General features: G+C 64.1%; 20 protein-coding genes and 1 pseudogene. 6 read left to right on the top strand and 15 right to left on the bottom strand.

All coding sequences use genetic code 11. From position 1 onward, the window contains the following. Positions 1-136 precede the first annotated feature (136 nt). The 3 genes and pseudogenes from V5279_RS41875 to V5279_RS41865 form a co-directional block, all read right to left on the bottom strand. Entirely contained in the window at positions 137-586 is a 450-nt protein-coding gene (locus V5279_RS41875) for a DUF1801 domain-containing protein (RefSeq protein WP_338692690.1), read from the bottom strand. Between the two features lie 28 nt (positions 587-614). After that, positions 615-1,392 (bottom strand): annotated as a pseudogene (locus V5279_RS41870) (sulfite exporter TauE/SafE family protein). A gap of 11 nt (positions 1,393-1,403) precedes the next feature. Next, positions 1,404-2,009, bottom strand: coding sequence for a TetR/AcrR family transcriptional regulator (locus V5279_RS41865; protein ID WP_338692688.1), 606 nt, complete (start codon positions 2,007-2,009; stop codon positions 1,404-1,406). A gap of 118 nt (positions 2,010-2,127) precedes the next feature. Between V5279_RS41865 and V5279_RS41860 the strand changes: the two genes are divergently transcribed. Next, positions 2,128-3,039 (top strand): sterol desaturase family protein, encoded by a 912-nt coding sequence (locus tag V5279_RS41860; protein WP_338692686.1) that lies wholly within the window; start codon positions 2,128-2,130, stop codon positions 3,037-3,039. Between the two features lie 218 nt (positions 3,040-3,257). Here V5279_RS41860 and V5279_RS41855 read toward each other — a convergent pair whose 3' ends face one another. Next, on the bottom strand, positions 3,258-5,225 hold the full coding sequence (locus tag V5279_RS41855; protein WP_338692684.1) for a methyl-accepting chemotaxis protein: 1,968 nt from the start codon (positions 5,223-5,225) through the stop codon (positions 3,258-3,260). 472 nt (positions 5,226-5,697) lie between these two features. Between V5279_RS41855 and V5279_RS41850 the strand changes: the two genes are divergently transcribed. Together V5279_RS41850 and V5279_RS41845 are read left to right on the top strand one after the other, a co-directional pair. Beyond that, positions 5,698-6,426: a hypothetical protein gene (locus V5279_RS41850; protein WP_338692682.1), complete on the top strand. Its 729-nt coding sequence runs from the start codon at positions 5,698-5,700 to the stop codon at positions 6,424-6,426. Between the two features lie 184 nt (positions 6,427-6,610). Then, the gene (locus V5279_RS41845) at positions 6,611-6,889 is read left to right on the top strand and encodes a hypothetical protein (protein WP_338692680.1); all 279 of its coding nucleotides are present in this window, start codon (positions 6,611-6,613) and stop codon (positions 6,887-6,889) included. Positions 6,890-7,346: 457 nt separating this feature from the next. On the opposite strand, the gene V5279_RS41840 is transcribed toward V5279_RS41845, so the two are convergent. From V5279_RS41840 to lepA, 6 genes are all read right to left on the bottom strand, one after another. Further along, a complete protein-coding gene (locus V5279_RS41840; protein ID WP_166299461.1) occupies positions 7,347-7,556 on the bottom strand; it encodes a PRC-barrel domain-containing protein in 210 nt (69 codons plus the stop codon). 26 nt (positions 7,557-7,582) lie between these two features. Further along, positions 7,583-7,783 carry a hypothetical protein gene (locus V5279_RS41835; protein ID WP_338692677.1) on the bottom strand — a complete coding sequence of 67 codons (201 nt, stop codon included), beginning with the start codon at positions 7,781-7,783 and terminating at the stop codon, positions 7,583-7,585. An 872-nt stretch (positions 7,784-8,655) separates the two neighbouring features. Continuing rightward, positions 8,656-9,828 (bottom strand): acyl-CoA dehydrogenase family protein, encoded by a 1,173-nt coding sequence (locus tag V5279_RS41830; RefSeq protein WP_338692675.1) that lies wholly within the window; start codon positions 9,826-9,828, stop codon positions 8,656-8,658. A 148-nt stretch (positions 9,829-9,976) separates the two neighbouring features. Further along, a complete protein-coding gene (locus tag V5279_RS41825; RefSeq protein ID WP_338692673.1) occupies positions 9,977-11,209 on the bottom strand; it encodes an MFS transporter in 1,233 nt (410 codons plus the stop codon). A gap of 248 nt (positions 11,210-11,457) precedes the next feature. Beyond that, a complete protein-coding gene (locus V5279_RS41820; RefSeq protein WP_338692671.1) occupies positions 11,458-11,787 on the bottom strand; it encodes a hypothetical protein in 330 nt (109 codons plus the stop codon). Positions 11,788-12,163: 376 nt separating this feature from the next. Continuing rightward, positions 12,164-13,975 (bottom strand): translation elongation factor 4, encoded by a 1,812-nt coding sequence (gene lepA / locus V5279_RS41815; protein ID WP_166299456.1) that lies wholly within the window; start codon positions 13,973-13,975, stop codon positions 12,164-12,166. Between lepA and V5279_RS41810 the strand changes: the two genes are divergently transcribed. Both V5279_RS41810 and V5279_RS41805 read left to right on the top strand, forming a co-directional pair. Then, positions 13,916-15,007, top strand: a complete 1,092-nt coding sequence (locus V5279_RS41810) for a M15 family metallopeptidase (RefSeq protein ID WP_338692668.1) — start codon at positions 13,916-13,918, stop codon at positions 15,005-15,007. The genes lepA and V5279_RS41810 overlap by 60 nt on opposite strands. A gap of 174 nt (positions 15,008-15,181) precedes the next feature. Then, positions 15,182-16,795, top strand: coding sequence for a glycosyltransferase family 39 protein (locus V5279_RS41805; protein WP_338692666.1), 1,614 nt, complete (start codon positions 15,182-15,184; stop codon positions 16,793-16,795). A gap of 186 nt (positions 16,796-16,981) precedes the next feature. On the opposite strand, the gene V5279_RS41800 is transcribed toward V5279_RS41805, so the two are convergent. From V5279_RS41800 to V5279_RS41780, 5 genes are all read right to left on the bottom strand, one after another. Next, a complete protein-coding gene (locus V5279_RS41800) occupies positions 16,982-17,308 on the bottom strand; it encodes an HPr family phosphocarrier protein (protein ID WP_166299454.1) in 327 nt (108 codons plus the stop codon). Then, positions 17,305-17,706: a PTS sugar transporter subunit IIA gene (locus V5279_RS41795; protein WP_021076632.1), complete on the bottom strand. Its 402-nt coding sequence runs from the start codon at positions 17,704-17,706 to the stop codon at positions 17,305-17,307. The genes V5279_RS41800 and V5279_RS41795 overlap by 4 nt, the downstream gene beginning before the upstream one ends. Before the next feature lie 214 nt (positions 17,707-17,920). Next, the gene (locus tag V5279_RS41790) at positions 17,921-18,361 is read right to left on the bottom strand and encodes an HPr kinase/phosphatase C-terminal domain-containing protein (RefSeq protein WP_338692652.1); all 441 of its coding nucleotides are present in this window, start codon (positions 18,359-18,361) and stop codon (positions 17,921-17,923) included. Continuing rightward, complete coding sequence (locus V5279_RS41785; protein WP_414645975.1) at positions 18,358-20,106, bottom strand: stimulus-sensing domain-containing protein; 1,749 nt, start codon at positions 20,104-20,106, stop codon at positions 18,358-18,360. Before V5279_RS41785 ends, V5279_RS41790 begins: the two co-directional genes overlap by 4 nt. 182 nt (positions 20,107-20,288) lie before the next feature. Further along, the gene (locus tag V5279_RS41780; RefSeq protein ID WP_016843287.1) at positions 20,289-20,990 is read right to left on the bottom strand and encodes a response regulator transcription factor; all 702 of its coding nucleotides are present in this window, start codon (positions 20,988-20,990) and stop codon (positions 20,289-20,291) included. Positions 20,991-21,227: 237 nt separating this feature from the next. On the opposite strand from V5279_RS41780, the gene V5279_RS41775 reads away from it, so the two are divergent. Next, complete coding sequence (locus V5279_RS41775; protein ID WP_166299451.1) at positions 21,228-21,962, top strand: HugZ family protein; 735 nt, start codon at positions 21,228-21,230, stop codon at positions 21,960-21,962. Positions 21,963-22,001 lie beyond the last annotated feature (39 nt).

Below are 22,001 nucleotides of genomic sequence, written 5' to 3'. Positions count from 1 at the left end.
CATCGTTAGATGCGTTCCGGGTGAGGGGGATTCTCCGCGAGCGCAGCTATCACCGAACGTGCGGAGATGGCCCCTCACCCCAACCCTCTCCCCGTAAGAACGGGGAGAGGGAGCACACCGCCGTCGCTTTCACGCCCTACGATACTTTCTTGTTCAGGTGATAGGTCAGCGCCAGCGCCACGCAGTGGCGCAGCGCTACCTCCGGAAGCTCGCCGGCGACATCGAGCAGGATCGCGCGGTTGCCGCTGTAGCTGAGCTCGGGATAGAGCTCGCGAAAGGTCTCGACCAGATTGGTCTGGCAATGGAAGTAGACCGCGACCTGGTCGGCGGCCGGCTTCACCTGATCGATCCGGATCGTGCTGCCGCTTCCGGTCTCCGGCGTCAGGTAGCTCGGCTGACCCCATTTCAGCGTCTCTTGCAGCGCCCCGACGCCCCTGGTCGCCTTCGCGGTCTTGAAGATCAGGCGCCGCAGCGCCAGCAGCCTGGCCTTGACCGGGGCAGGGTAGGCGTCGAACAGCGTATCTGCAGCGTTCGCTTGCGGCCGCCGTGCCGTCTTGCCGGTCGTTCTCGCTGGCTTGCCCATCATGGCCTCCGCAAGGAGCTACGTTCTAGTTCTACCACAGCGCCTTGAACGTCATATAGACCGCCATCAGCGACACGAAGAAGATCATCGCGATCCGTAGCGTCGCGCGGTCGATGCGGTTGGCGGCGCGGGCGCCGAGATCGGTGCCGGCGAGCAGGCCGACGATCACGCCTGCCAGCACCGGCCATGACGCGAGCGCGCCCTCGCTCCAATAGATCCAGGCCGACGGGATTGTCGTCGGGATCAGCGACATCACAAGGCTTCTGCGCCTGATGCTGCGGCACCCCGAGCACGGCGCTCAATCCGACCACGGTTGCCAATCCGCCGCCGATGCCGAGAAAGCCCGACGACAGGCCGGCCAGCAGGCCGACAATGAGCAGCGCCGGCCAGGATATTTCGCGCGCGGCGCCATCGGCCTCGTGCTCTTTCGTGTCGCGCCCGCCGCGCAGGATCAGCATCGCGTCAAGCGCGACGAGATAGGCCACATAAGTCCAGCGCAGCGCGGGCTCGGCGACATGGTTCGCGGCAAGCGCGCCGGCGGCGCCGCCGGCTACGAAGCCAAAGGTCAGGAGCACGATCCAGCGCAGCGGCGTGCGGTTGCCGCCTTTCCAATAGCGCCTGATCCCGGTCAGGCTGGTCGGCGGCACCTGCGCGACCAGCGAAATGCCCTGCGCGACATGCTGGCCGGCGCCGAGCAGCAGCACCGAGAACACCACCAGGCCGCCACCGGGGCTGACGCCGAGCAGGCCTGCGGTCAATCCGCCGGCGAGGCCCGTGACGATGCCGGCAATGAGATCGTGGATGTTCACCGCGTTCTCCGTCAGCGCCTGGCGGCAAGGCCGGCGAGGAAGATGTCGAAGGCCTGCATCGCCTCCGATGTCGAGACGGTTTCGCCCCACAGCCGCTGCAGCACGATGCCCTGGAACATCGCGACCATCGCCCGTGCCGCGCCGCGCGGCTGCACGCTGCGGTCGATCGCGCCGCTCTTCTGGCCACGCCGCAGCAGCTCCACGATCAGGGCGATCGGCTGGCGGATTCCGCTGGTCACCTGGTCGCGGACCACGTCGTCGCGCAGTGCCTCGGCCCAGAGCTGCAAGGCGACGCGGCGGGCGCGCAGTCCCTCTTCCTTTTGCAGGTCGCCGAGAAAGGCGCGGGCGATCGACCGCAGGCTCTGCAGCACATCATCCGATGGGCCCTTGAGCGCGAGCAGGGCGCTGTCGCGACCATGGCGGCTTTCCCCGATCGCCTGGATCAGTTCCTCCTTGCCAGTGAAATGCCCGTAGATGCAGCCGGCGCTGAGCCCGGACTGCTTGATCACGTCCTGGATCGTGGTCTGGTGAAATCCCTGGCGGGCAAAGCAGATCTCCGCGGCCTGCAGGATCTCCTCGCGGCGGATCGCGAGCGTTTCGGGTTTCACCTTCGGCATTGTCGGTCCTTGTCGCGAATTCGGGCCACGGCTCGCCGGCGAGCGAGGCCGGCTTGACGATCGTCTGCCATCATTATAAAGAACGAATAGTCGTTTTGTAAAGAGAGGAGCAATCGGCATGATCGGCTTTGCAAAGCTTTTGTGGCACCCAGGCGCAGGCGAAATGGCCAATGTCGAGCTGCCGTCGACCGGCTCGCGTATCGCGTTCCTGCTCGCGAGCTTCGCGATCGTGCTGCTGTTCGAGGCCGCGTTTCCGCTGTTCAGCTATGGCCGCGGCGAGCGGATGCGCAACATCGGCCGCAACGTCGCCATCACCGTGATCTTCGTCGGCGTGAACCTGCTGCTCAGCCCGCTGTCGCCGCTGGCCGCGCAATGGACGTGGGATGCGAAATTCGGCCTGTCGTACTGGCTTGGCCTGTCGCCCCCGGAGCAGCTTCTGCTCGGCCTCATCGGGCTCGACCTGTTCGCCTATTTCGCCCACGTCTCCATGCACAAGCTCGGCTGGATGTGGCGCTTCCACCGCATGCACCATGCCGACCGCTTCGTCGATGTCACCACGGCCTTCCGCGAGCATCCCGGCGAAACGCTGTGGCGGATCGGCTGGCACATCGCGGGTGTGCTGGTGTTCGGAACGCCGGCCTGGGTGCTGGTCACCTATCTGACGCTGTCGGCGCTCAACGCGCAGTTCGAGCACGCCAATATCCGTCTTCCCGAGCGGCTCGATCGCTGGTTGCGGCTCGTCTTCGTGACACCGAACATGCACAAGATGCATCATTCCCGTCACCAGCCGGAGACCGACAGCAATTATTCCAATCTGCTCTCGATCTGGGATCGGCTCGGCGGCACCTACAATCACGGTCCGCGCTTCGCGGAGCTGCGCTACGGCCTCGATGGTTTTGATGATCCCGAGAAGCAATCGCTGCCCGGGCTGCTCAAGATGCCGTTCATGGGCAAATGGGGGCAGGACGGGTCAGGGCCGGACGACAAGGCGGAGCGATCGGCGCCGCCGCCCGTGCTGCCCTGGCCGTGATCACGCTCTAGTACTGCTGCGTCATAGGCAAGAGGCGTACGCTTCCAGGCCCGTCATCCCCGCGCAAAGGCGTCGCCTTTGCCGCTGGAGGCGCGAGCTCTTGCGAGCCTCGAAGGGTGCACGGCCCCGCTGGTGGCCGTCGACCCTTCGAGGGCCGCTGAAGAAGCGGCCACCTCAGGGTGACGGATGACGGGTATTGTGCCTATGGCACAGTAAGATTAAGCGGCGTTGCGCAGTCCGGCGAGGAAGGTGTCGACGCTGTGCGACAGCGCGGATGCGTGATCACCGAGCTGGCCGGACGTATCCAGCACATTGCCGGTGAGGGCGCGGGATTGGCCGGCGGCCTCGCTCGCGCCGGCGATATTGGCGGAGACCTCAACGGTCCCGGCGGAGGCCTGCTGCACGCTGCGGGCGATCTCCCGCGTCGCCGAGTCCTGCTGCTCGACGGCAGCCGCGATGGCGGTCGCGATCCCCGAGATCTCGCGGATGGTGCCGCTGATGTCGCCGATTGCGCTGACGCAATTGCCGGTGGCTGACTGGATCGCGCCAACCTGGCCGGCGATTTCCTCGGTCGCCTTGGCAGTCTGGCTCGCCAATCCCTTCACCTCGGCGGCGACCACGGCAAAGCCGCGGCCGGCCTCGCCGGCGCGCGCGGCCTCGATGGTGGCGTTGAGCGCCAGCAGATTGGTCTGGCTGGCGATCGCGCTGATCAGGCGCAGCACGTCGCCGATCTTCTCGGCGGATGCGGCCAGGCTCGTCACCATCTCGGTGGTCTCCCTGGCCTTGGCGACTGCATTGTCGGCGACATGGCTGGAATGGGTGACCTGGCGGCCGATCTCGGTGATCGAGGAGGCCAGCTCTTCGGTGGCGGCTGCGACCGCATTGACGCTGGCCGACGCCTCCTCGGACGCGGCAGCCGCCGCCGTGGTCCGTTCCGAGGCGCCGTTGACGCTGGTGGTGATCTCGTTGGCGACGCGCTGCATGTCGCTCGACGACCGCGCGACCGCGGCGACCATGCCCTTGACGTCGGATTCGAAACGGTCGGCCATCTGCCGCTGCAACGCCTGCTGGTCGGCTGCAGCCTTCACCTTGTCGGCTTCCTGCGCGTCGCGCAGCGAAGAGGTCTCGATCATGCCGCGGCGGAACACGTCGACCGCCTTGGCCATGGTGCCGAGCTCGTCGCGGCGCTCGCTGCCGGGAATCGTGACGCTGGTATCGCCGCTGGACAGGCGGTTCATCACGGCGGTGATCGCGGTGAGCGGCCGGGACAGGCCGCGGCCGAGCAGGAACGCGAGCAACACGGCTGCGGCCAGGATCGCGACCGTGCCGAGGATCAGATTGCGCTGCGCGCTTGATGCGGCGGCTTCATAGTCGCTGGTGTCCTTGATGATCTCGAGCACGGCGACCGGTTCGCCGGCATAGTTCTTGATCTGCCCGAGATAGAGCTCCACCGCATGGCCGTCGAGCGTCGCGTCGCGCAGCAGTGCCGAACCGCTCATCACCCCCTTGAGCTCGTCCTGGGTCGCGACCACCGTGTCGCCGAAGGTCGAGGACACCCGCTTGAAGCTCTGGCCGTCGAAGGAATGCACGGCGAGGTCGATGCCGAAGCGCTTCTTGGCGCGGTCGACGAATTCCTTGCCGAAGGCGGCGCCGACGTCGACATTGGCCAGCGTCTTGCCGTCGTGCATGATCGGGGTCATGCCGAAGATCGAAAGCGCTTCGCGGCCGGGCTCGACGCCGACGATCGGCTTGCCGGCTTTGATCGATTCCACCACCGTCGTGCGCCGCGCGGAGGCGTCATCGCCGAACAGCTTTGGCGCGTGGACCCGGTAGAAGCTCGTCGCCGGGGTCTGCCAGAACGAGATCAGCGGGATGCCCTGCGCCTTCATCGACGCCCAGGGAGCGCTGAGCAGCTTTCCGAGGCCATCGCGGTCGCCCCTGGCGATGGCATCCTCGACCGGCGGCAAGGCGGCGATGACAGCCGAGACTGCCAGCGCAGCGCGCCCCTCATAGTCGATCGCTGCAATCACGCTGTCATATTGCAGCTTGAGCTGCTGATCGAGCGCGAGCCGGGTCAGTGCGCGCTGCTGGCTGATGGAGAAGCCGCCGAGGATGGCGCAGGCGACTGCAACGGTCAGTGAAATCGCCAGGATCAGGCGGGCGGCAATCGATCGAAGCGTGAACATGGGACCGGCGGAACTCCAGGCATTAGCGCCGCCCGCAAAGTCTCAGAAAAAGCTTAACAACCGGGTGTTGTTGCGGCCGGTATTCGTGCCGCGACCGTTGTCGCCGGTGCTACTTTCGTACCGAGCGGCTGGAGCGGGATGGAGTTAGGTTGAATCAGTCGGACCGCAGACTCGCTTCGCCTCTCCCGATTGCGGGGGAGGCCGACGCGCTCGGCAGCGCACTTGCGCGCCGGAGCGCGGCGGGTGGGGGCTCTCTCCACGATGGGATTCGCGGCGATACCCACCCCAGCCCTCCCCCTGCGCTGCTTGGCCTTTGTCCTTGTCCGGTTGATTGCACACAACTCAGCGGCATTCAGAATGGAGGATTAACGGTTAATACACGCAGAGCGTGCATCATTGCCTCGCCTGCGCTAGAGTTCAGACGCGGACAATTTCGATTCTCGACCGCGCCTTGCAAGCGAGCTTTCGATCAATGATCCAGCGCGGTCTGTCGATATTCGATCCGCCTCAAGACCTGGTCGACGCTTCCGGGGTGACACCCAAGCTGGGTGAAGACGAGCGGGTTGTCTGGATTGGCACGCCAGGATGGTTCAGTACTTTCTTCTGCTCAACGACCGTTCCTACGTGGGGAGCTCTTTTCCTGGCGCTTTTCGCGTACCACGGAATCTATACCCTAACACCCGAGCAACACGCCATTGAAGGGCTCGTAAGAGGACGATGGATAGTTGTCTGTGTGATAGTCATATTTGCTTTCATACCTCAGTTATTCGCGCTGCGCATAGGCGGGGCATTTGCGTATATTCTCACGACAGAACGAATGATCGTAAAAATCGATCAGACAAGAATGTTCGTCAGATGGCTTAGGTACTTCAAGCGCGTCGCCGATACGGATGGCTTTGCTGCATATGATTTGAGATACCTCAACGGCGCTTGCGTCTATGCCGGCTTGTGGTGCTACGGAAATGTAAGCGTCCGCCATATCGTCGGCTCGTTCGGCGAACTCAGATACGACACATATAAATCCGAACCAGTTTTTCGTGACCGCAGATTCGTAAAAGTCGGGCGCAGGTTGCCTCACTTCCGTTTGGCCGAGACACCTTGCAACGTGTACTTCGGTATCAAGGATGTGGGCAGGCTAGGTGATCTTCTTAATGATCAATGCGCGGCCGATATTGAGCGCATAGCGTCCCGGCGACGCTGACGCGAAAGCTGGAGGCCCGTCAAATGGGCTATTCGGAGGACCGCTCTAATTTGCAGGCATGTCTGGAAGCGGCCCATCGCATCAGATCGCTCCGACGCCGCCCGCCGTTTGGATGAATTTCGTGCAGGAACCATGCCCTACCTCGGATGTTGGAAAGCAATGCGATAACTAGGGAGGAACTCGTATGAGAACCCTGTTACTGGCTGGTGTATTGGCGGTAGCTGGTTTCGCCATCGCCACGCCGATCTCCACTGCACCCGCGTTGGCTCAAGTTGCCGTTGAAACTCCGCTCGGAGGCGTAGTAGTGGGCCCGGAGCGGCGTTACTACCGAGACTACGATCGACCCGCTTATCGCGCCTACGGATATGACAACGGATATGATCGCGGATATCGCGGTGGATGCCGCACCGTCACGATCGAGCGCGACGACGGTTCGGTCCGCAGGATCCGCCGTTGCGACTAACAGTATCGGTTGGCGCTCACAAGAGCGCCGAGCTGAAAGAATTGGGAGCTATCCACTAAGGCCGCCTCAGTTGGCGGCCTCTTTCATTTCGCGAATGTCGCCTTGTTGGCCCTTTTCGGAAGTGCCGCGCTGGCTAATCGAAAGTCCCGGTGTTGAGGTGAAGCGGTCGTTACCATTGCGTGTTCCGACTTCTGAGTTTGACCCGAAGCGGGCCCTGCCTTTAGGCCGCCCTCGGATGTCCGCGGCCCGCATCTCGCGCCGTCTGCGTTGGAACCGAAACATTTTCTGGCCTGAATGATTTACTCTTGGGGCTTCGCAAGATGCGAGGCATTCATGAATCCTCTCTCGGCGGGCGACGTGTTCCTTACGGTCGCGATCATGAGCGCCACTTTCCTGGCCGAAATCGCTCTTTTCATCTTGATTGGGCTGATCTGAAAGGATCGCGCCGTGCAGCGCGCTAGTTCTCCGTGATCTTGATGGTTGAGACCGGCCATCTTCCGTCATGACCTTTGATCGAAATCCGAAGCCCGTGCAATTCATCCAGCCAAACGTGCTCGACCGTGCCTGCTTTTCCATCTGTAAGGACGACGGCTTTGCCGATCAATTCGGCTTGTGCCTCGCCGTACTCATTCAGAATTCTTGACGCACGGCGCTTCACCGATGGCATTGCTCATCCAATTCGGCCGAGCCGTCTCAGCGGCGAACCTTGTCCCAGCGCTCGGCCGCTGGAATGATCGATGGTGATTGCTCCTCCAATTCGCGGAGCCGGTCGATTTGCTGTCTAAGTCCCTCTGGTAGTCCCGGCTCTGGCTTCAGCGACGCGCCCAATCTCTCGCCGATCTCTCGAACGATGGCGCGGCTGTGCGCGTGGTGAAGGTCAACGCGATGGTTCATGCAATTGCTCTCGTTCCCGTAAATGCAAAGCCAGCCAAAGTCCAACATCGTAGCTACCGCCTCCGTAACCTCAGTGGAGGCACGGCCAGCGACTTTTGAATGGACCGGGAGACCGCCGCTTTTGGCTATCTGCGCGAGCGCTCGTTTTCACAACAGCGGGTCTTTGGTCGCGACCTTTGGCTATCCGCGACATGCGCGGACTTTCTACCAGCGAGGGGCGGTCTCGCATCTCTCTAAAGCCCGGCGTGCGCTTTCGTTCCTTGATCTCTGATCGCGACGCGATGTTCCATTCGGAGGAACCCGGAGTGGGAGGTCGACGCATCCCATCGATACCATCGTTGCGCGCGGGAACCATTTCTGAGAGTGCCCAGTTAGTTCATGGGGCGATGAAGGGACCATCGTCATGAGGACCAAATATCTCGCTGCGATTGCGATAGTTGTTCTTGCCGCTTGTAGCGGGCTGGTCGTGAATTCCGTCGGCTCGCTCTATCCCGAAAAGCAGTCCACGCTGTCCGCCAGACAAGTGGCGGACCGATTAGCTGGATCCTTGGATCCGTATTTGACACGGTCTGGTGGCTAACAGCCGGTGTAACTCAGAAAGCATTGGCGGCGCTCCTAAGTCATGAGGCATCGTGCCCGTGCGGCAAGTTGGGCTGTAACACATCCCATGGCGCTCGCACCCATACGTCGCGTTCTTCGTCTGTGAGATTGAACGCTGCTTCTGCGTACGCCGCAACGTCATGTCCGTTACTTCCGATATTGGCCCAAAACCGACATGCCGTTGTCACCCGGCGATATCAGGTTTTAGGGGGCAGAGCCGACATGGCGGATTCATGAGTACGCGCCCTGGTTCAATCTGACTTCATCGCGCCTTAGCGCGCCGTCGGCGGTGCGGAGAGATTCCCCGCCAGGATCGCCTTGCCGGCATCCTCATACTGCGTGTCGCGCGCCTGGATCTGCTGTGCGATCGCATGCATGTCACGAAACCGCCGCTCGAACGGATTCTTTGCGAATACCGCCGTTGCCCCCGACATGTGATAGGCGATGTCGACCACTGCGGCCGACTGGTGGATGGTCCAGGTCGAGGCGATGCGGATCGCGATCCGATGCGCCTCACTGATAGGATCGCCGCGCGACAGATCGCGCCAGACGTCGTTCGCGGTCGCGTACAGATAGGCGCGGGCGGCGCGCAGGCTCGCCTCGGTGCGGCCGATCTGGCCCTGCACCGCGTTGTTGTCGCGCATCGCCTTCAGGCCCTGCGGGGTCTTGCCGCGGGCAAGCTCGGTCGCCGCATCCAGCATGGCGCGCGCGACGCCGAGCGAGGTGGCGGCAAAGCCCATGCTGAACACCATGTTGGTGGAGAGCTTGTAGAGCGGTCCCGCCTCGCGGCACGCGGCCGGATCATCGCGCAATGCCGCGAATTTTTCCGGGATGAAGAGGTTGTCGACCGAGTAGGAATCGGTGCCGGTGCCCTTCAGGCCGATCACGTCCCAGACGTCGTACATCACAGCCGATGACATCGGGAACAGGATGGTGCGGATCTCCGGCGAGCCGTCGGCCTTCTTGCGCGGCGAGCCGTCGGCCTCGACAACGCGGACATGGGCACCGAGCCAGCTCGCCTGCCGCGAGCCCGAGGCAAAGTCCCAGCGCGCATTGGCACGGTAGCCGCCGGGCTCGGCGCGGACCTCATGGGCGATCGCGCCCCAGGCGAGAATCCCCGGCGCCGTGTTGAAGATCTCGTCAGCGGCGTCGGGCTCGAGATAGGCTGCGGTCATGGCGCAGACGCCGCACTGGCCGAGGCACCAGGCGGTCGAAGCATCCGCCTTGGCGATCTCCTCCTGCATCTGCATGAACGCTTCGAGCGTCGCCTCGGCGCCGCCAAAACGCTTCGGCAGCAGCGCGCGATAGAGCCCGTTTTCGACCAGCGCCGAGGTGACGGAAGGCGTCAGCCGTCGCGTCCGTTCGATCTCGTCGGCTTCAGCTATGATCAGCGGCGCCAGCGCGCGTGCCCGCTCGACAAGGTCGAACCCCTGCGGCTTGTTCATGCGTTTCCTCGGCCCCTTCTGACATTGTTGTTGGGCGGATGCACGATGGTGACCCATCCAACAGGGGAGGGCAAGGCGGGACGGCGCCGACGCAGATCAGCTATCCATCCCAAGCTCCGATGTGTGATTGATCGACAGACGCGCACGCTCAGGCCGTGGCGCGGCCGAGATCGAGCGACGGCCGGCGCTTGGTGGAGAAGCTCAGCGCGACCGCGACCGCGACCGCGGCGAGGCCGATCGCAAAGGAACCGGCGTGCAGCCATGTGTAGCCGTGGAACGTGTCGAACACGTAACCGCCGGCCCATGGCCCGAGCGCCATGCCGAGGCTCGCGAAGGCCGACACCGCGCCGAACACCGTGCCCATGATCCGTGCGCCGAAGAACTCGCGCACCAGCACGGCATAGAGCGGCATCACGCCGCCATAGGCGAGGCCGAACACCACCGACAACGCGTAGAACTCGCCGAGTTGCGCCACCGCCAGATAAGTCGCGATCGACAGCGCCTGCACCAGCAGGCCGCCGACCAGCACCGGCTTTGCCCCGAGCCGATCTGCGAGCACGCCGAGCAGCAGCCGTCCGCCGAGTCCGGAGAAGCCGGCGAGGCTGTAGACCGTGACTGCGGTCAACGGCGCGATGCCGCACACCATGGCGTAGGACACCATGTGGAAGATTGGCCCGGAATGCGCCGCGCAGCAGGCGAAATGCGCCAGTGCCAAGGTGATGAATTGCGGCGTGCGCAGCGCCTGCGCCACGGTCCATTCCGCTTGTGGCGCATTCGCGGCCGCGCCAGTCGCGACGGTCGATCCGTGCGGCGCGGGGCGCACCAGGAACGACGCAGGAATCAACAGCGCCCATGCGACGATGCCGATGACGAGCATCGCAAAGCGCCAGTCATAGGCCGTGATCAGCCAGCTTGCGGACGGCGCGACGGTCAGCGGCGATACGCCCATGCCGGCAGACACCAGGGCGACGGCGAGGCTGCGATGCTTGTCGATCCAGGCGCTGGCGAGCGCCATCATCGGCGCATAGAAGCTGCCGGCGGCGATCCCGATCAGCACGCCGAAGCACAGCTGGAATTGCCACAGGCTCTGCGCCTGGCTTGCCGTCACGAGGCCAAGGCCGAGCAGCAGGCTGCCCGCCAACACCACGATACGGGTGCCGAACCGGTCGGACAGCGCGCCCCAGGCAAACGCAGCAAAGCCCATGCAGAGGAAATCCAGCGTCGCCGCTGCCGATATGCCGGCGCGCGACCAGCCCATCGCATCCGAGATCGGCTGCAGGAACACCGCGAGCGACAGCATGGTGCCGAAGCCGACGCAGGTCATCAGCGCGCCCGCGCCGACGACGACCCAGCCATAATCGAACCGAGCGTCCTTGCTCATGCGTTTCCCCGGCGCTTTGTTTTTTGTGGTGCGCGCAGGGAGGATGGTGGCCTATCTGAGGTCCGAGGGCAATATGACGGGCAACATGCCTCTCATTCCGGGATCAGCGGATTGTGAGTTGCGTGCGCAAGATGTCGCAGCGAGGCGGCTAAAGCGCGATGAGATTGGGTTGAACCATCATCGCGCTTTAGCTTCTTGTTTGAGCATGATCTTTCGGAAAACCGCGTCACACTTTTCCGGATCATGCTCTACCCGCAATTCCACGCCCGCCCGATCGGTGTCCAGGTCCAGCACGGGCCGAAACTGCCGCCATTGTAGCGGCCGCGGTAGAATCCGGGGCGGCCGAAATAGTGCCAATCCCCGCCATACCAATATTGCGGCGAATAATCCGGATAGCCGCGGGCCGCGCCGCGCGGACCGAGCACGGGAATGGTTTCGTTGGGCGGCTGCCGGTAGCCGGGCAGGAAGCCGTAGCCGTGCCAGCGGGCGCTCTGCCGCTTCTTCGACGAAGCGGCCGCGCTCAGGTCCGGCTGCAGCAGTGCGAGGATGACGATCGAGAGAGACAGAATGCGGAACATGACGGCAGCTTAGTCGGGCCGCCGCAGCGTGGCGATTCAAATCATGGTGCGTTTTGTTGCTGGGACAAAAATGGGCAACAGGCGCCCCGGCTGCGGCGCGTCAGCTATCCACCTCAGGCTACTTTGCATGGGGTTGTTTTCGAGATTTTCGGTTCGGGCGGGACTGGTGTCGTTGTCGTCAAGCCGGCGAAAGCTCGTGACGGCGCCTCAGGATGACGGGGTGATTGCTCAGCTTGCTCAGTGTCATCACCCGCGCATGCGGGTGATCCAGTATTCCAGAGACCGCAGTGCTTGAGCCGAGAGGCCGCGGCGTACTGGATCGCCCGGTCGAGCCGGGCGATGACAGCGGTGGACGAGGATATAGCCTCACATCCTCTCAGCTATCCACCTTGAGCGCGGCGATGAAGGCTTCCTGCGGGATGTCGACCTTGCCGAACTGCCGCATCTTTTTCTTGCCTTCCTTCTGCTTCTCCAGAAGCTTGCGTTTGCGCGTGATGTCGCCGCCGTAGCACTTCGCGGTGACGTCCTTGCGCAGCGCGCGGACGGTTTCGCGCGCGATCACCTTGCCGCCGATCGCCGCCTGGATCGGGATCTGGAACATGTGCGGCGGGATCAGCTCCTTCATCTTCTCGACCATGGCGCGGCCGCGGCCCTCGGCGCGGGTGCGATGCACCAGCATCGACAGCGCGTCGACCGGCTCGGCGTTGACCAGGATCTGCATCTTCACGAGATCGGCCGGCTTGTAGTCGGTCAGATGATAGTCGAACGAGGCATAGCCCTTGGAGACCGACTTCAGGCGATCGTAGAAATCGAACACCACTTCATTGAGCGGCAAGTCGTATTTCACCATCGCGCGGGAGCCGACGTAAGTGAGCTCCTTCTGCGCGCCGCGGCGGTCCTGGCACAGCTTCAGCACGCTGCCGAGATATTCGTCGGGAGTGAGGATCGTCGCCTCGATCCACGGCTCCTCGATCTCGGCGATCTTGACCACGTCGGGCATGTCGACCGGGTTATGGATCTCGAACTCGGTGCCGTCGGTCAGCTTCATCTTGTAGATCACGCTCGGCGCGGTCGCGATCAGGTTGAGATCGAACTCGCGCGACAGCCGCTCCTGGATGATCTCCAGATGCAACAGCCCGAGGAAGCCGCAGCGGAAGCCGAAGCCGAGCGCGGCCGAGGTTTCCATCTCGAAGGAGAAGCTGGCGTCGTTCAGCCTGAGCTTGCCCATCGCGGCGCGCAGCGTCTCGAAATCGTCGGCATCGACCGGGAACAGGCCGCAGAACACGACCGGGATCGCCGGCTTGAAGCCGGGCAGCATTTCGGTGACCGGCTTCCTGTCGTCGGTGATGGTGTCGCCCACTCTCGTGTCGGCGACTTCCTTGATCGCGGCGGTGATGAAGCCGATCTCGCCGGGGCCGAGCTCCTCGACCTGCGTCATCTTCGGCGTGAAGAAGCCGACGCGTTCGATGTCGTAGGCGGCGCCGGTGCCCATCATGCGGATGCGGCTACCCTTCTTCATGGTGCCGTCGACGACGCGGATCAGCACGACCACGCCGAGATAGACGTCGTACCAGCTGTCGACCAGCAGCGCCTTCAGCGTCGCGTCGGCGTCGCCCTTCGGCGGCGGCAGGCGGGTGACGATCGCTTCCAGCACATCGGGAACGCCGAGGCCGGTCTTGGCCGAGATCATCACCGCGTCGGAGGCGTCGATGCCGATCACGTCTTCGATCTGTTGCTTGACCTTCTCGGGCTCGGCTGCGGGCAGATCGACCTTGTTCAGGACCGGCACGATCTCATGACCGGCGTCAAGCGCATGGTAGACGTTGGCAAGCGTCTGCGCCTCGACGCCCTGGCTGGCGTCGACCACCAGCAGGGAACCTTCGCACGCCGCCAGCGACCGCGAGACCTCGTAGGCGAAGTCGACATGGCCGGGCGTGTCCATCAGGTTGAAGATGTAATCCTTGCCGTCCTTGGCACGGTAGTTCAGCCGGACGGTCTGCGCCTTGATGGTGATGCCGCGCTCGCGCTCGATATCCATCGAATCGAGCACCTGCTCCTTGCCCGCCATTTCACGATCCGTCAGGCCGCCCGTCATCTGGATCAGGCGGTCGGCGAGGGTCGATTTGCCATGGTCGATATGGGCGACGATGGAGAAGTTGCGGATGTTCGAAATCGGGGCAGTTGTCATGGGGCGCGGGATAGCATCCGCACCCCCGCGCGGGCAACCATATTGCGGTATTTTGCAGGGGTGTGGCGGCGAATCACCGGGGTGTTTCAGTCAGGGCTGCCGCGATCGATTTTCGGGCAGGTTTCTGCTAGGTCTTTCGGCCCGAAACCCTCGCTTCGCCTGGTAGCGCCGAACAGCTGGAATCCGAGGATGAACGCGATCGAAGAGGCCAATGTCGCGGCGATCGATCAGGCCGGGAAACGCGGAACGGCTGTGCGATGGGTGGCGTGCGCCCATGTCTTGCTCGCACTGACGCTCTTGCTCGCACTGATGCCGGCACTTGCGCGTGCCCAAGACAGACGCGAGCTGCTCGACCGTCTGGTGCGCGCCTATCCCGACGCGCTGACCGGGCACGACGACACCACGATCACCTGGCGTGACGGCACGGTGATGGCGGTCGATGACGGCGTCGTCGGCAAGCCGTTCGATCAGATGCTGCGCAATGCGTCGATCCTCGATCAGATGCGGTTGTCCTATCCGTCCGGGCCAGCCGCGCCGCCGGCCCCGAACGCCGATCCCGGCCGTTTCCGCAACGAGGCCTTCTTCAAGAAGATGTACCGCGACTGCAATACGGATGAGGTCAGGCGGAACCTGGTGACGATCATTTGGCTGCCGCGATCCTGGGGCAAGCCGGTTCAGGTCACGCGGGTCAACGGCGTGGCCGAGCGTCTCAAGCAGGTCTCGGCCGAGATCGACGCGCTCGCTCCGGCGCTGCGCGCCGCCGCCTTTCCGATCGCCGGTGTGCTGTCGTGTCGCGCCGTCGCCGATACCGGCCGGATGAGCATGCATGGCTACGCCGCTGCGATCGACCTCAACCTGAAAGTTTCGGATTACTGGCTGTGGGCGGGCAAGGGCAGCACAATCGCCTACAAAAACCGCATGCCGCAGCAGATCGTCGACATTTTCGAGCGCCACGGATTCATCTGGGGCGGCAAATGGTATCACTACGATACCATGCATTTCGAGTACCGGCCGGAGCTTCTCGGAAAGTGAATCGGCCGGTTTGAGGCGTTCTCACGCCAAGCTGATTTCACTCGCCACAAAAACGCGCTAAAGCGCGCTGAACTGCTGGTGAGCATTCACTCATCGCGCTTCCGCTTCCATTCGGCATGATCCCTTCGGAAAACCACTTTCCAGTTTTCCGGGTCATGCCTTTAGGTACAGGCCATGTCGACCGTCTCCACCCTCCCTGCCGCCCGGCGCACCAGCCGCAAGCTGACGATCCGGCGCATCGCCGCATGGGTTGCCTCGCGCGCAACCAGTCCCGGGACCGGCCTGTGGCTCGTGATCGGCTTCGCGCTGGTCCACGCGATCTTTTGGACGCTGATCCTGATCAGGCTCAAGGCCGCGCAGGACGTCCATATGGATGTCGCGGAGGCCTATGCCTGGGGCCAGCGCTTCCTGCTTGGTTATGGCAAGCATCCGCCGCTGTCGGGCTGGATCGCCGGGGTCTGGTTCAGGATATTCCCGGTCACCAACTGGTCGACCTACGCGCTCGCGATGGCAACCGTCAGCTTCGCGCTGGTGGTGTGCTGGCTGATCGCGCTGCGGGTCGTCGATCGCCGCCGTGCGTTCTTCATGGTGGTGATGCTCGCGCTCTACCCGATCTTCAATTTCAAGGGCTTCAAGTACAACGCCGACCTCGCGCAGCTGGTGCCGCTGCCGCTCCTGGTGCTGGCCTATCTGAACGCGTTCGAGAAGCGCACCGTGAAATCAGGCCTCTGGCTCGGCTTTGCCGCCATGCTGGCGCTGATGACCAAGTACTGGGTGGTGACGATGATCGGCGCCATCGGGCTTGCTGCGCTGATCCATCCGCAGCGGATGCAATTCCTGCGCTCGCCGGCGCCATGGGTTGCGATCGGCACGATGGTCGTGGCGATGATTCCGCATCTGGTGTGGCTGGAGGAGGTGAACTTCCTGCCGTTCACCTATGCCGGCGATGTCTACGCGCTCTCGAGCCGCGCACTCAACGTCCAGCTCGTGATCGGCTACATCGTGCACAATGTCGGGCTGCTCGCGATTCCCGTCGTGCTGGGGCTCGTGGCGCTGCTGCTCGGGTCGGTGCCGTGGCGGCCGTCGGACGTGCTGGCGCGGATCTGGTCGCGCGGACCCAATCCGGGCGTCAATCGTCCGCAGGCGCTCAACGTCTGGATCATCCAGTCGATCGTCGCGATCGGACCGCCGCTCGGCGCGTTGGCTTTCGAGGTCTATATCAAGACTGATTGGGGCATCCCGCTGTTCTTCCTGGTGCCGCTTGCGCTGGTTGCGATCCCCTCGCTGCGCGTCCCGCGCATGGCGCTGTTCTCGATATCAGCCGTCTGGTTGGTGGCCACGGTTGCCACGCTGATCGCTGCGCCCAGCATCGCCACGCAGGAGATGGCGTCGAGCCACAATGGCGCCTCGACCTACGCCGCGCGCTCCGAGCTCGCCCGCGAGCTCACCGAGACCTGGCAGGCTAAATTCCATTCGCGCTGGGCCGTGGTCGTCGCACGTTCCGACATCGGCGAGCCGATGACGTTCTACAGCCCCGATCATCCGGCGTCGCTGGTGCCGGGCGAGGCGTGGTCGTCGGGGCTGACATCACTCGACGAGGCCAAGCGCCTCGGCTTCATCGGCGTCTGCGACACCACCGATCCGGTGTTCCTGAAGCCGTGCGAGGCATGGATGGCGGAGAATGCCAGGGATGCCGAGCCGCTGGTGATGACCACCATGCGCTTCTTCAACGGCCATCCCGGCCCGTCGACGGTCTGGAAAGTCTATCTGGTGCCGCCGGCGAAGTAGCGCCGCGGCATCGTTGCCACCAACTGTCTTGAACAGTCGCCATTGCCGTTCCGTCATCCTGAGGTGCGAGCTCTTGCGAGCCTCGAAGGATGCACGGCCACAGTCGGGCCGTCGACCCTTCGAGACGCGCGCGATGCGCGCTCCTCAGGGTGACGGTGATGGCTTGGCCTAGCGGGCGGGCAGCCCTTACGTGCCTTCCTCGTTGAACTTGCTGGCGACGAGTTCGGCGATGGCGTCCAGTGCTTGCTGCGCCTGCTCGCCCTTTGCCGAGACCACGACCGTGGTGCCGGGCCCGGCGGCGAGCATCATCAAGCCCATGATCGAGGTGCCGCCGACGGTCTCGCCGCCGCGCGTGACCCAGATCTCGGCGTTGAAGCGCTCGACCATCTGGACGAATTTCGCCGATGCCCGCGCATGCAGGCCGCGCTTGTTGACGATCAAGAGCTCACGGGAAATGGCGCCCGCCGGCACGCCCGGGCCGACCTGGTTTTCGCCCGGGGCCTCGCCGCTCATTTGCCCGCGAGAACGCGGCTGGCGATCGTGACGTACTTGCGGCCGGCTTCCTGGGCCATCGCGATCGCGTCGGGCAGCGAACGCTCCTCGCGGACCTTGGCGAGCTTGACCAGCATCGGAAGATTGATGCCCGCGAGCACTTCCACCTTCGGGCGGCTCATGCAGGAGATCGCCAGGTTCGACGGCGTGCCGCCAAACATGTCGGTGAGGATCGCAACGCCGTCGCCGCTATCGACGCGGTTCACCGCCTCGATGATGTCGCTTCGACAGAGATCGGAATCATCCTCGGCGCCGATCGTAATTGCTTCAATTTGTTTCTGCGGACCCATGACGTGTTCGAGCGCGGCTCGGAACTCGTCGGCAAGGCGCCCATGGGTCACCAGCACTAGACCAATCATCGGAAACTCCTCGCGGGCGCCCTTTGGTGCACCGCACGAACGCGCCACTTTGACCATCCAGAGGCCCTGCGCAAGAGGGCATCTTGGCTAGTCTCCCTGTTCCTGGCGGTAGAGAGGGGAGGCTGCGCCGGCAAAATCCGACGCGATAGTGGATGTGATATGGTTACCAATTCCCTTCTCACAATTGGCCGCAAGATTACGGGAACATGAACTTTCAGGTTGTCGTCAGCGCAGCGACAACCAGCGGCAGGGGTTGGAAGCCGGTCGGTACGGGAATTCGCGGTATTGAAACACCATTAAGGCGAGTCTTGAGCGCCTCCGGCGACGGCAGCCGCGCGGCGTCGTCGGCCGCGAGGTCGACGACCAGCCCCACCACGGCCTCGTTTGCGAACGGGCAATGGCGGATTCCGAGGCCTCGGATTTCGATCAGGCCGGCCAATTGCTGTGCCGGGCGAACCCACAATTGTTCGCCGGCTGTGTCGAGATAGACACGGTCATCCCCCACCAAAATGGCCGGCGGGAGCACTCCGGTGCGCCCGGCGAGAATCAGGTCGAAGGCCAGACGCGACTTGCCGGCGCCCGAGGGGCCGCGGATCAGCACCGCACGCTCGCCGATCAGAACGGCGGATGCGTGCACGCTTGAATTGTCGCTCATAGCGACGGCAGCCTGACCACGAAGCGTGCGCCGGCGACGGTGGGCTTGCCGTCTTGGTCCACGGGGCCAAGGCGGTTCTCGGCCCAGATGCGCCCGCCATGCGCTTCGATGATCTGCTTGGAGATCGAAAGCCCGAGGCCGGAGTTCTGGCCGAACCCCTGATGCGGCCGGTCGGTGTAGAAGCGCTCGAAGATCCGCTCCAGCGCGTCCTCGCCGATGCCGGGCCCGTCATCATCGACCATGATCTCGACCTCGCCGCGGCTGCGGCGACAAACGATGCGCACCTTGTCGCCCGGCTTGGAGAATGATTGCGCGTTCGACAGCAGGTTCGAGATCACCTGGCCGAGCCGGGAATCATGGCCGGGCACCGAGAGCGTGTCGGTCGGACCGCGGCCCTCGAAGCGGGCTTCGACGGCGACGTCGTGTCCGAGCCGGGTCTCGTTGGCGACGCTGGTCAGCGTCGTCAGCAGCCGGCGCAGGTCGACCGGCGCCATGTCCTGGCGCTGCAGCTCGGCATCGAGCCGGCTTGCGTCGGAGATGTCGGAGATCAGGCGGTCGAGCCGCCTGACGTCGTGCTCGATCACGGCGAGCAGCCGCGCGCGGCTGTTCTCGTTGCGCGCCAAAGGCAGCGTCTCCACCGCGGAGCGCAGCGAGGTCAGTGGGTTCTTCAACTCATGGGCGACATCGGCCGCGAACATCTCGATCGCCTCGATGCGGCTGTAGAGCGCGTTGGTCATGTCGCGCAGTGCGCCGGAGAGATGGCCGATCTCGTCGCGGCGCCCGGTGAAATCGGGAATCTCGACGCGGGTCTGGATGCGGTGACGGACGCGCTCGGCACCGTCGGCGAGCCGGCGTACCGGGCCTGCGATCGTGCTCGCCAGCAGCAGCGACAGCATGATCATGACCGCGGAGGCGACCCCGCCGATCTTGAGGATGGCGAGGCGCTCCGACATCACGAGCTGGTCGATGTCGTCGCCCTGCGTGGTCAGCATCAGTGCGCCGCGCACGGCGCGGAAATGCTGCACCGGAACGGCAACCGACACGATGATCGCGCCGCGCTCGGTGACGCGCACTGCGCTGCCCTTCATGCCCTCGAGCGATTGCGCGACTTCCGAATAGCCCTTGCCGCCTTCGGGGCCGAGCTCGCGGTAGATCGGCAGGTCGCCGCGGTTGAGCCAGGTCTTGATCGTGGCCTTGGTCTTGTCGTACAGCGACGACTTCTCCGACGGTGGCGGCAGCTCCATGCGCAGCACGTCGCCGCGCGCGAACAGGTTGCGGCTGTCGAGGATCAGGCCGCCATCGCGGTCGAAGATGCGGGCTCGCGTCTTGGTCGGCGCGATCAGGCGGCGCAGGATCGGCGCGACCCGTTCGGGATTGATCGGGAAATCCGCCGATTCATCCGGCTGGCCGAAGCTCTCGCCGGGCTTCAGGTCGAGCAGGCGGTCGGGATCGATCGTGACGGTATTGCCTTCGACGGTCGCGGAGGCGGCAATCGCCTCCGAGATGATCTCGGCATAGACCAAGAGGCTCTGCGTGCGCGCCTCGATCAGGCCGGCGCGGAATTGCGAGAGATAGAGGATGCTAGCGACCAGCGCGACGAGGCCGGCGAGGTTGAGCGAGACGATGCGGCGCGTCAGGCTCGAGAACGACAGCGCGAAGAAGAACTGACCGGCCCGGCGCAGCCAACCGAGCGGCCGGCGCCAGCCCTTTTCCTGCGCCAAGTCCTGCGCAACGTCGTCGGCCACGGCCTCGTGATCGAGGAGCTGGGACGCGTCCTCGGTGTTCAGTCCCTGCTCGAGCTGCGTTCGATCAAGCACTGGCAAAGCTGCCGGTTGGTATGGATGTCGTCCCGCGAAGCAAATGGTGGCCCGAGCTTACCCCAGCCGTGCGGACCCTGTCAGGTAACAAGCCGCCCGGGAAGTGCAGATCAGGCTTCCTTGAAGCGATAGCCGACGCCGTACAGCGTCTCGATCATCTCGAAATCGTCGTCGACCACCTTGAACTTCTTGCGCAGCCGCTTGATGTGGCTGTCGATGGTGCGGTCGTCGACATAGACCTGGTCGTCATAGGCCGCGTCCATCAGTGCGTTGCGGCTCTTCACCACGCCGGGGCGGGTGGCGAGCGCCTGCAGGATCAGGAATTCGGTCACGGTGAGCGTCACCGGCTCGTTCTTCCAGGTGCAGGTGTGGCGCTCCGGGTCCATCCGCAGCAGGCCGCGGTCGAGCGCGCGGGCGTCCGGCTCCTTCGGCGCGGCGGTCGGATCCTTCGGCTGGCCGCGGCGGAGCACGGCCTTGACGCGTTCGACCAGCAGGCGCTGCGAGAACGGCTTGCGGATGAAATCGTCGGCGCCCATTTTCAGGCCGAACAATTCGTCGATCTCTTCATCCTTCGAGGTGAGAAAGATCACCGGCAGGTCGGACTTCTGGCGCAGCCGGCGCAGCGTCTCCATGCCGTCCATGCGCGGCATCTTGATATCGAGGATCGCCAGATCGGGCGGCGACGTGCGAAACCCATCCAGCGCCGACGCACCGTCCGTGTAGGTCATGATGCGATAGCCTTCGGCTTCGAGCGCGATCGAGACCGAAGTAAGAATGTTGCGGTCGTCGTCGACCAGGGCGATTGTGGGCATGTGCTGCTTTCACAATTTGAGAGTGGCTTAAGCGGCGGGCACTCTGGCGACGCGCCGTGGAAATGGGCTTCGAACGCGGTCAACGAGCAATGCAAGCTGGGCTGAAGTGTGACCGAGTTCCGCAAAAACGCTGCGACCCAAGCGATGGACCCCATATAGCACCCTTAGACCCTGAGAAAAGGCCCTTTTTTCATGCGGAACCGGCCCGATTCGCCCATAAAATGATCCGATAGACCCATGCAACCGACCGCCGACTTCGACCCCGCCCGTCTTGCCCGCTCGCTGCTGCGCCGCAGCCGCCAGGGGGCGCTCGCCACGCTGATGACCGGGACCGGCGATCCCTATTGCTCGCTGGTCAATCTGGCCAGTCATCCCGACGGCTCGCCAATCCTGCTGATTTCGCGGCTGGCGCTGCACACCAAGAACATCCTTGCCGATAGCCGGGTGTCGCTGATGCTGGACGAGCGCGCCGAGGGCGATCCGCTGGAGGGCGCCCGGATCATGCTGGGGGGTAAGGCCGAGGAGGTCGCGGAGGCTGAGCGGGAGCTCGTCCGCCGGCGCTATCTCGGCGCCCATCCTTCGGCGGAAGCCTTTGTAGAATTTAAGGATTTTTCGTTCTTCTTGATAAAGCCGAGCGGCGCCCATCTGGTGGCCGGGTTCGGCCGTATCGTCGACCTCAAGCCGGCGCAGTTCCTGACCGATCTCGGCGGGGCCGAAGCGCTGCTGGAGGCCGAGCCCGGCGCGGTGGCGCATATGAACGAGGATCACCGCGAGGCCATGAACCTCTACGCCACGCGGCTGCTCGGCGCGGAAAGTGCCGACTGGCTCTGCACCGGCAGCGACCCAGAGGGCATGGACATGCAGGCCGGCCGCAACACGCTGCGGCTCGATTTCCCCGAGAGGGTCACCAACGGCACCTTGCTGCGCAAGATGCTCGTGCGGCTCGCCGGCGAGGCGCGCGCCAAGCAATAGCATCGCGATAATCTCAGGCCTTGTCTTGAACGGACGCCG

It is taken from the genome of Bradyrhizobium sp. 26S5 (genome assembly GCF_036923295.1).
In the GTDB taxonomy this organism is placed as follows: Bacteria; Pseudomonadota; Alphaproteobacteria; order Rhizobiales; family Xanthobacteraceae; genus Bradyrhizobium; species Bradyrhizobium septentrionale.
This window is presented reverse-complemented; position numbering and strand designations above follow the sequence as displayed.

What these genes read in the sequence shown, in the direction of transcription:
- V5279_RS41875 (WP_338692690.1), bottom strand. Translation starts at nt 586, where the DNA reads ATGATGGGCAAGCCAGCGAGAACGACCGGCAAGACGGCACGGCGGCCG.
- V5279_RS41865 (WP_338692688.1), bottom strand. Translation starts at nt 2,009, where the DNA reads ATGCCGAAGGTGAAACCCGAAACGCTCGCGATCCGCCGCGAGGAGATC.
- V5279_RS41860 (WP_338692686.1), top strand. Translation starts at nt 2,128, where the DNA reads ATGATCGGCTTTGCAAAGCTTTTGTGGCACCCAGGCGCAGGCGAAATG.
- V5279_RS41855 (WP_338692684.1), bottom strand. Translation starts at nt 5,225, where the DNA reads ATGTTCACGCTTCGATCGATTGCCGCCCGCCTGATCCTGGCGATTTCA.
- V5279_RS41850 (WP_338692682.1), top strand. Translation starts at nt 5,698, where the DNA reads ATGATCCAGCGCGGTCTGTCGATATTCGATCCGCCTCAAGACCTGGTC.
- V5279_RS41845 (WP_338692680.1), top strand. Translation starts at nt 6,611, where the DNA reads ATGAGAACCCTGTTACTGGCTGGTGTATTGGCGGTAGCTGGTTTCGCC.
- V5279_RS41840 (WP_166299461.1), bottom strand. Translation starts at nt 7,556, where the DNA reads ATGCCATCGGTGAAGCGCCGTGCGTCAAGAATTCTGAATGAGTACGGC.
- V5279_RS41835 (WP_338692677.1), bottom strand. Translation starts at nt 7,783, where the DNA reads ATGAACCATCGCGTTGACCTTCACCACGCGCACAGCCGCGCCATCGTT.
- V5279_RS41830 (WP_338692675.1), bottom strand. Translation starts at nt 9,828, where the DNA reads ATGAACAAGCCGCAGGGGTTCGACCTTGTCGAGCGGGCACGCGCGCTG.
- V5279_RS41825 (WP_338692673.1), bottom strand. Translation starts at nt 11,209, where the DNA reads ATGAGCAAGGACGCTCGGTTCGATTATGGCTGGGTCGTCGTCGGCGCG.
- V5279_RS41820 (WP_338692671.1), bottom strand. Translation starts at nt 11,787, where the DNA reads ATGTTCCGCATTCTGTCTCTCTCGATCGTCATCCTCGCACTGCTGCAG.
- V5279_RS41810 (WP_338692668.1), top strand. Translation starts at nt 13,916, where the DNA reads ATGGTCGATATGGGCGACGATGGAGAAGTTGCGGATGTTCGAAATCGG.
- lepA (WP_166299456.1), bottom strand. Translation starts at nt 13,975, where the DNA reads ATGACAACTGCCCCGATTTCGAACATCCGCAACTTCTCCATCGTCGCC.
- V5279_RS41805 (WP_338692666.1), top strand. Translation starts at nt 15,182, where the DNA reads ATGTCGACCGTCTCCACCCTCCCTGCCGCCCGGCGCACCAGCCGCAAG.
- V5279_RS41800 (WP_166299454.1), bottom strand. Translation starts at nt 17,308, where the DNA reads ATGAGCGGCGAGGCCCCGGGCGAAAACCAGGTCGGCCCGGGCGTGCCG.
- V5279_RS41795 (WP_021076632.1), bottom strand. Translation starts at nt 17,706, where the DNA reads ATGATTGGTCTAGTGCTGGTGACCCATGGGCGCCTTGCCGACGAGTTC.
- V5279_RS41790 (WP_338692652.1), bottom strand. Translation starts at nt 18,361, where the DNA reads ATGAGCGACAATTCAAGCGTGCACGCATCCGCCGTTCTGATCGGCGAG.
- V5279_RS41780 (WP_016843287.1), bottom strand. Translation starts at nt 20,990, where the DNA reads ATGCCCACAATCGCCCTGGTCGACGACGACCGCAACATTCTTACTTCG.
- V5279_RS41775 (WP_166299451.1), top strand. Translation starts at nt 21,228, where the DNA reads ATGCAACCGACCGCCGACTTCGACCCCGCCCGTCTTGCCCGCTCGCTG.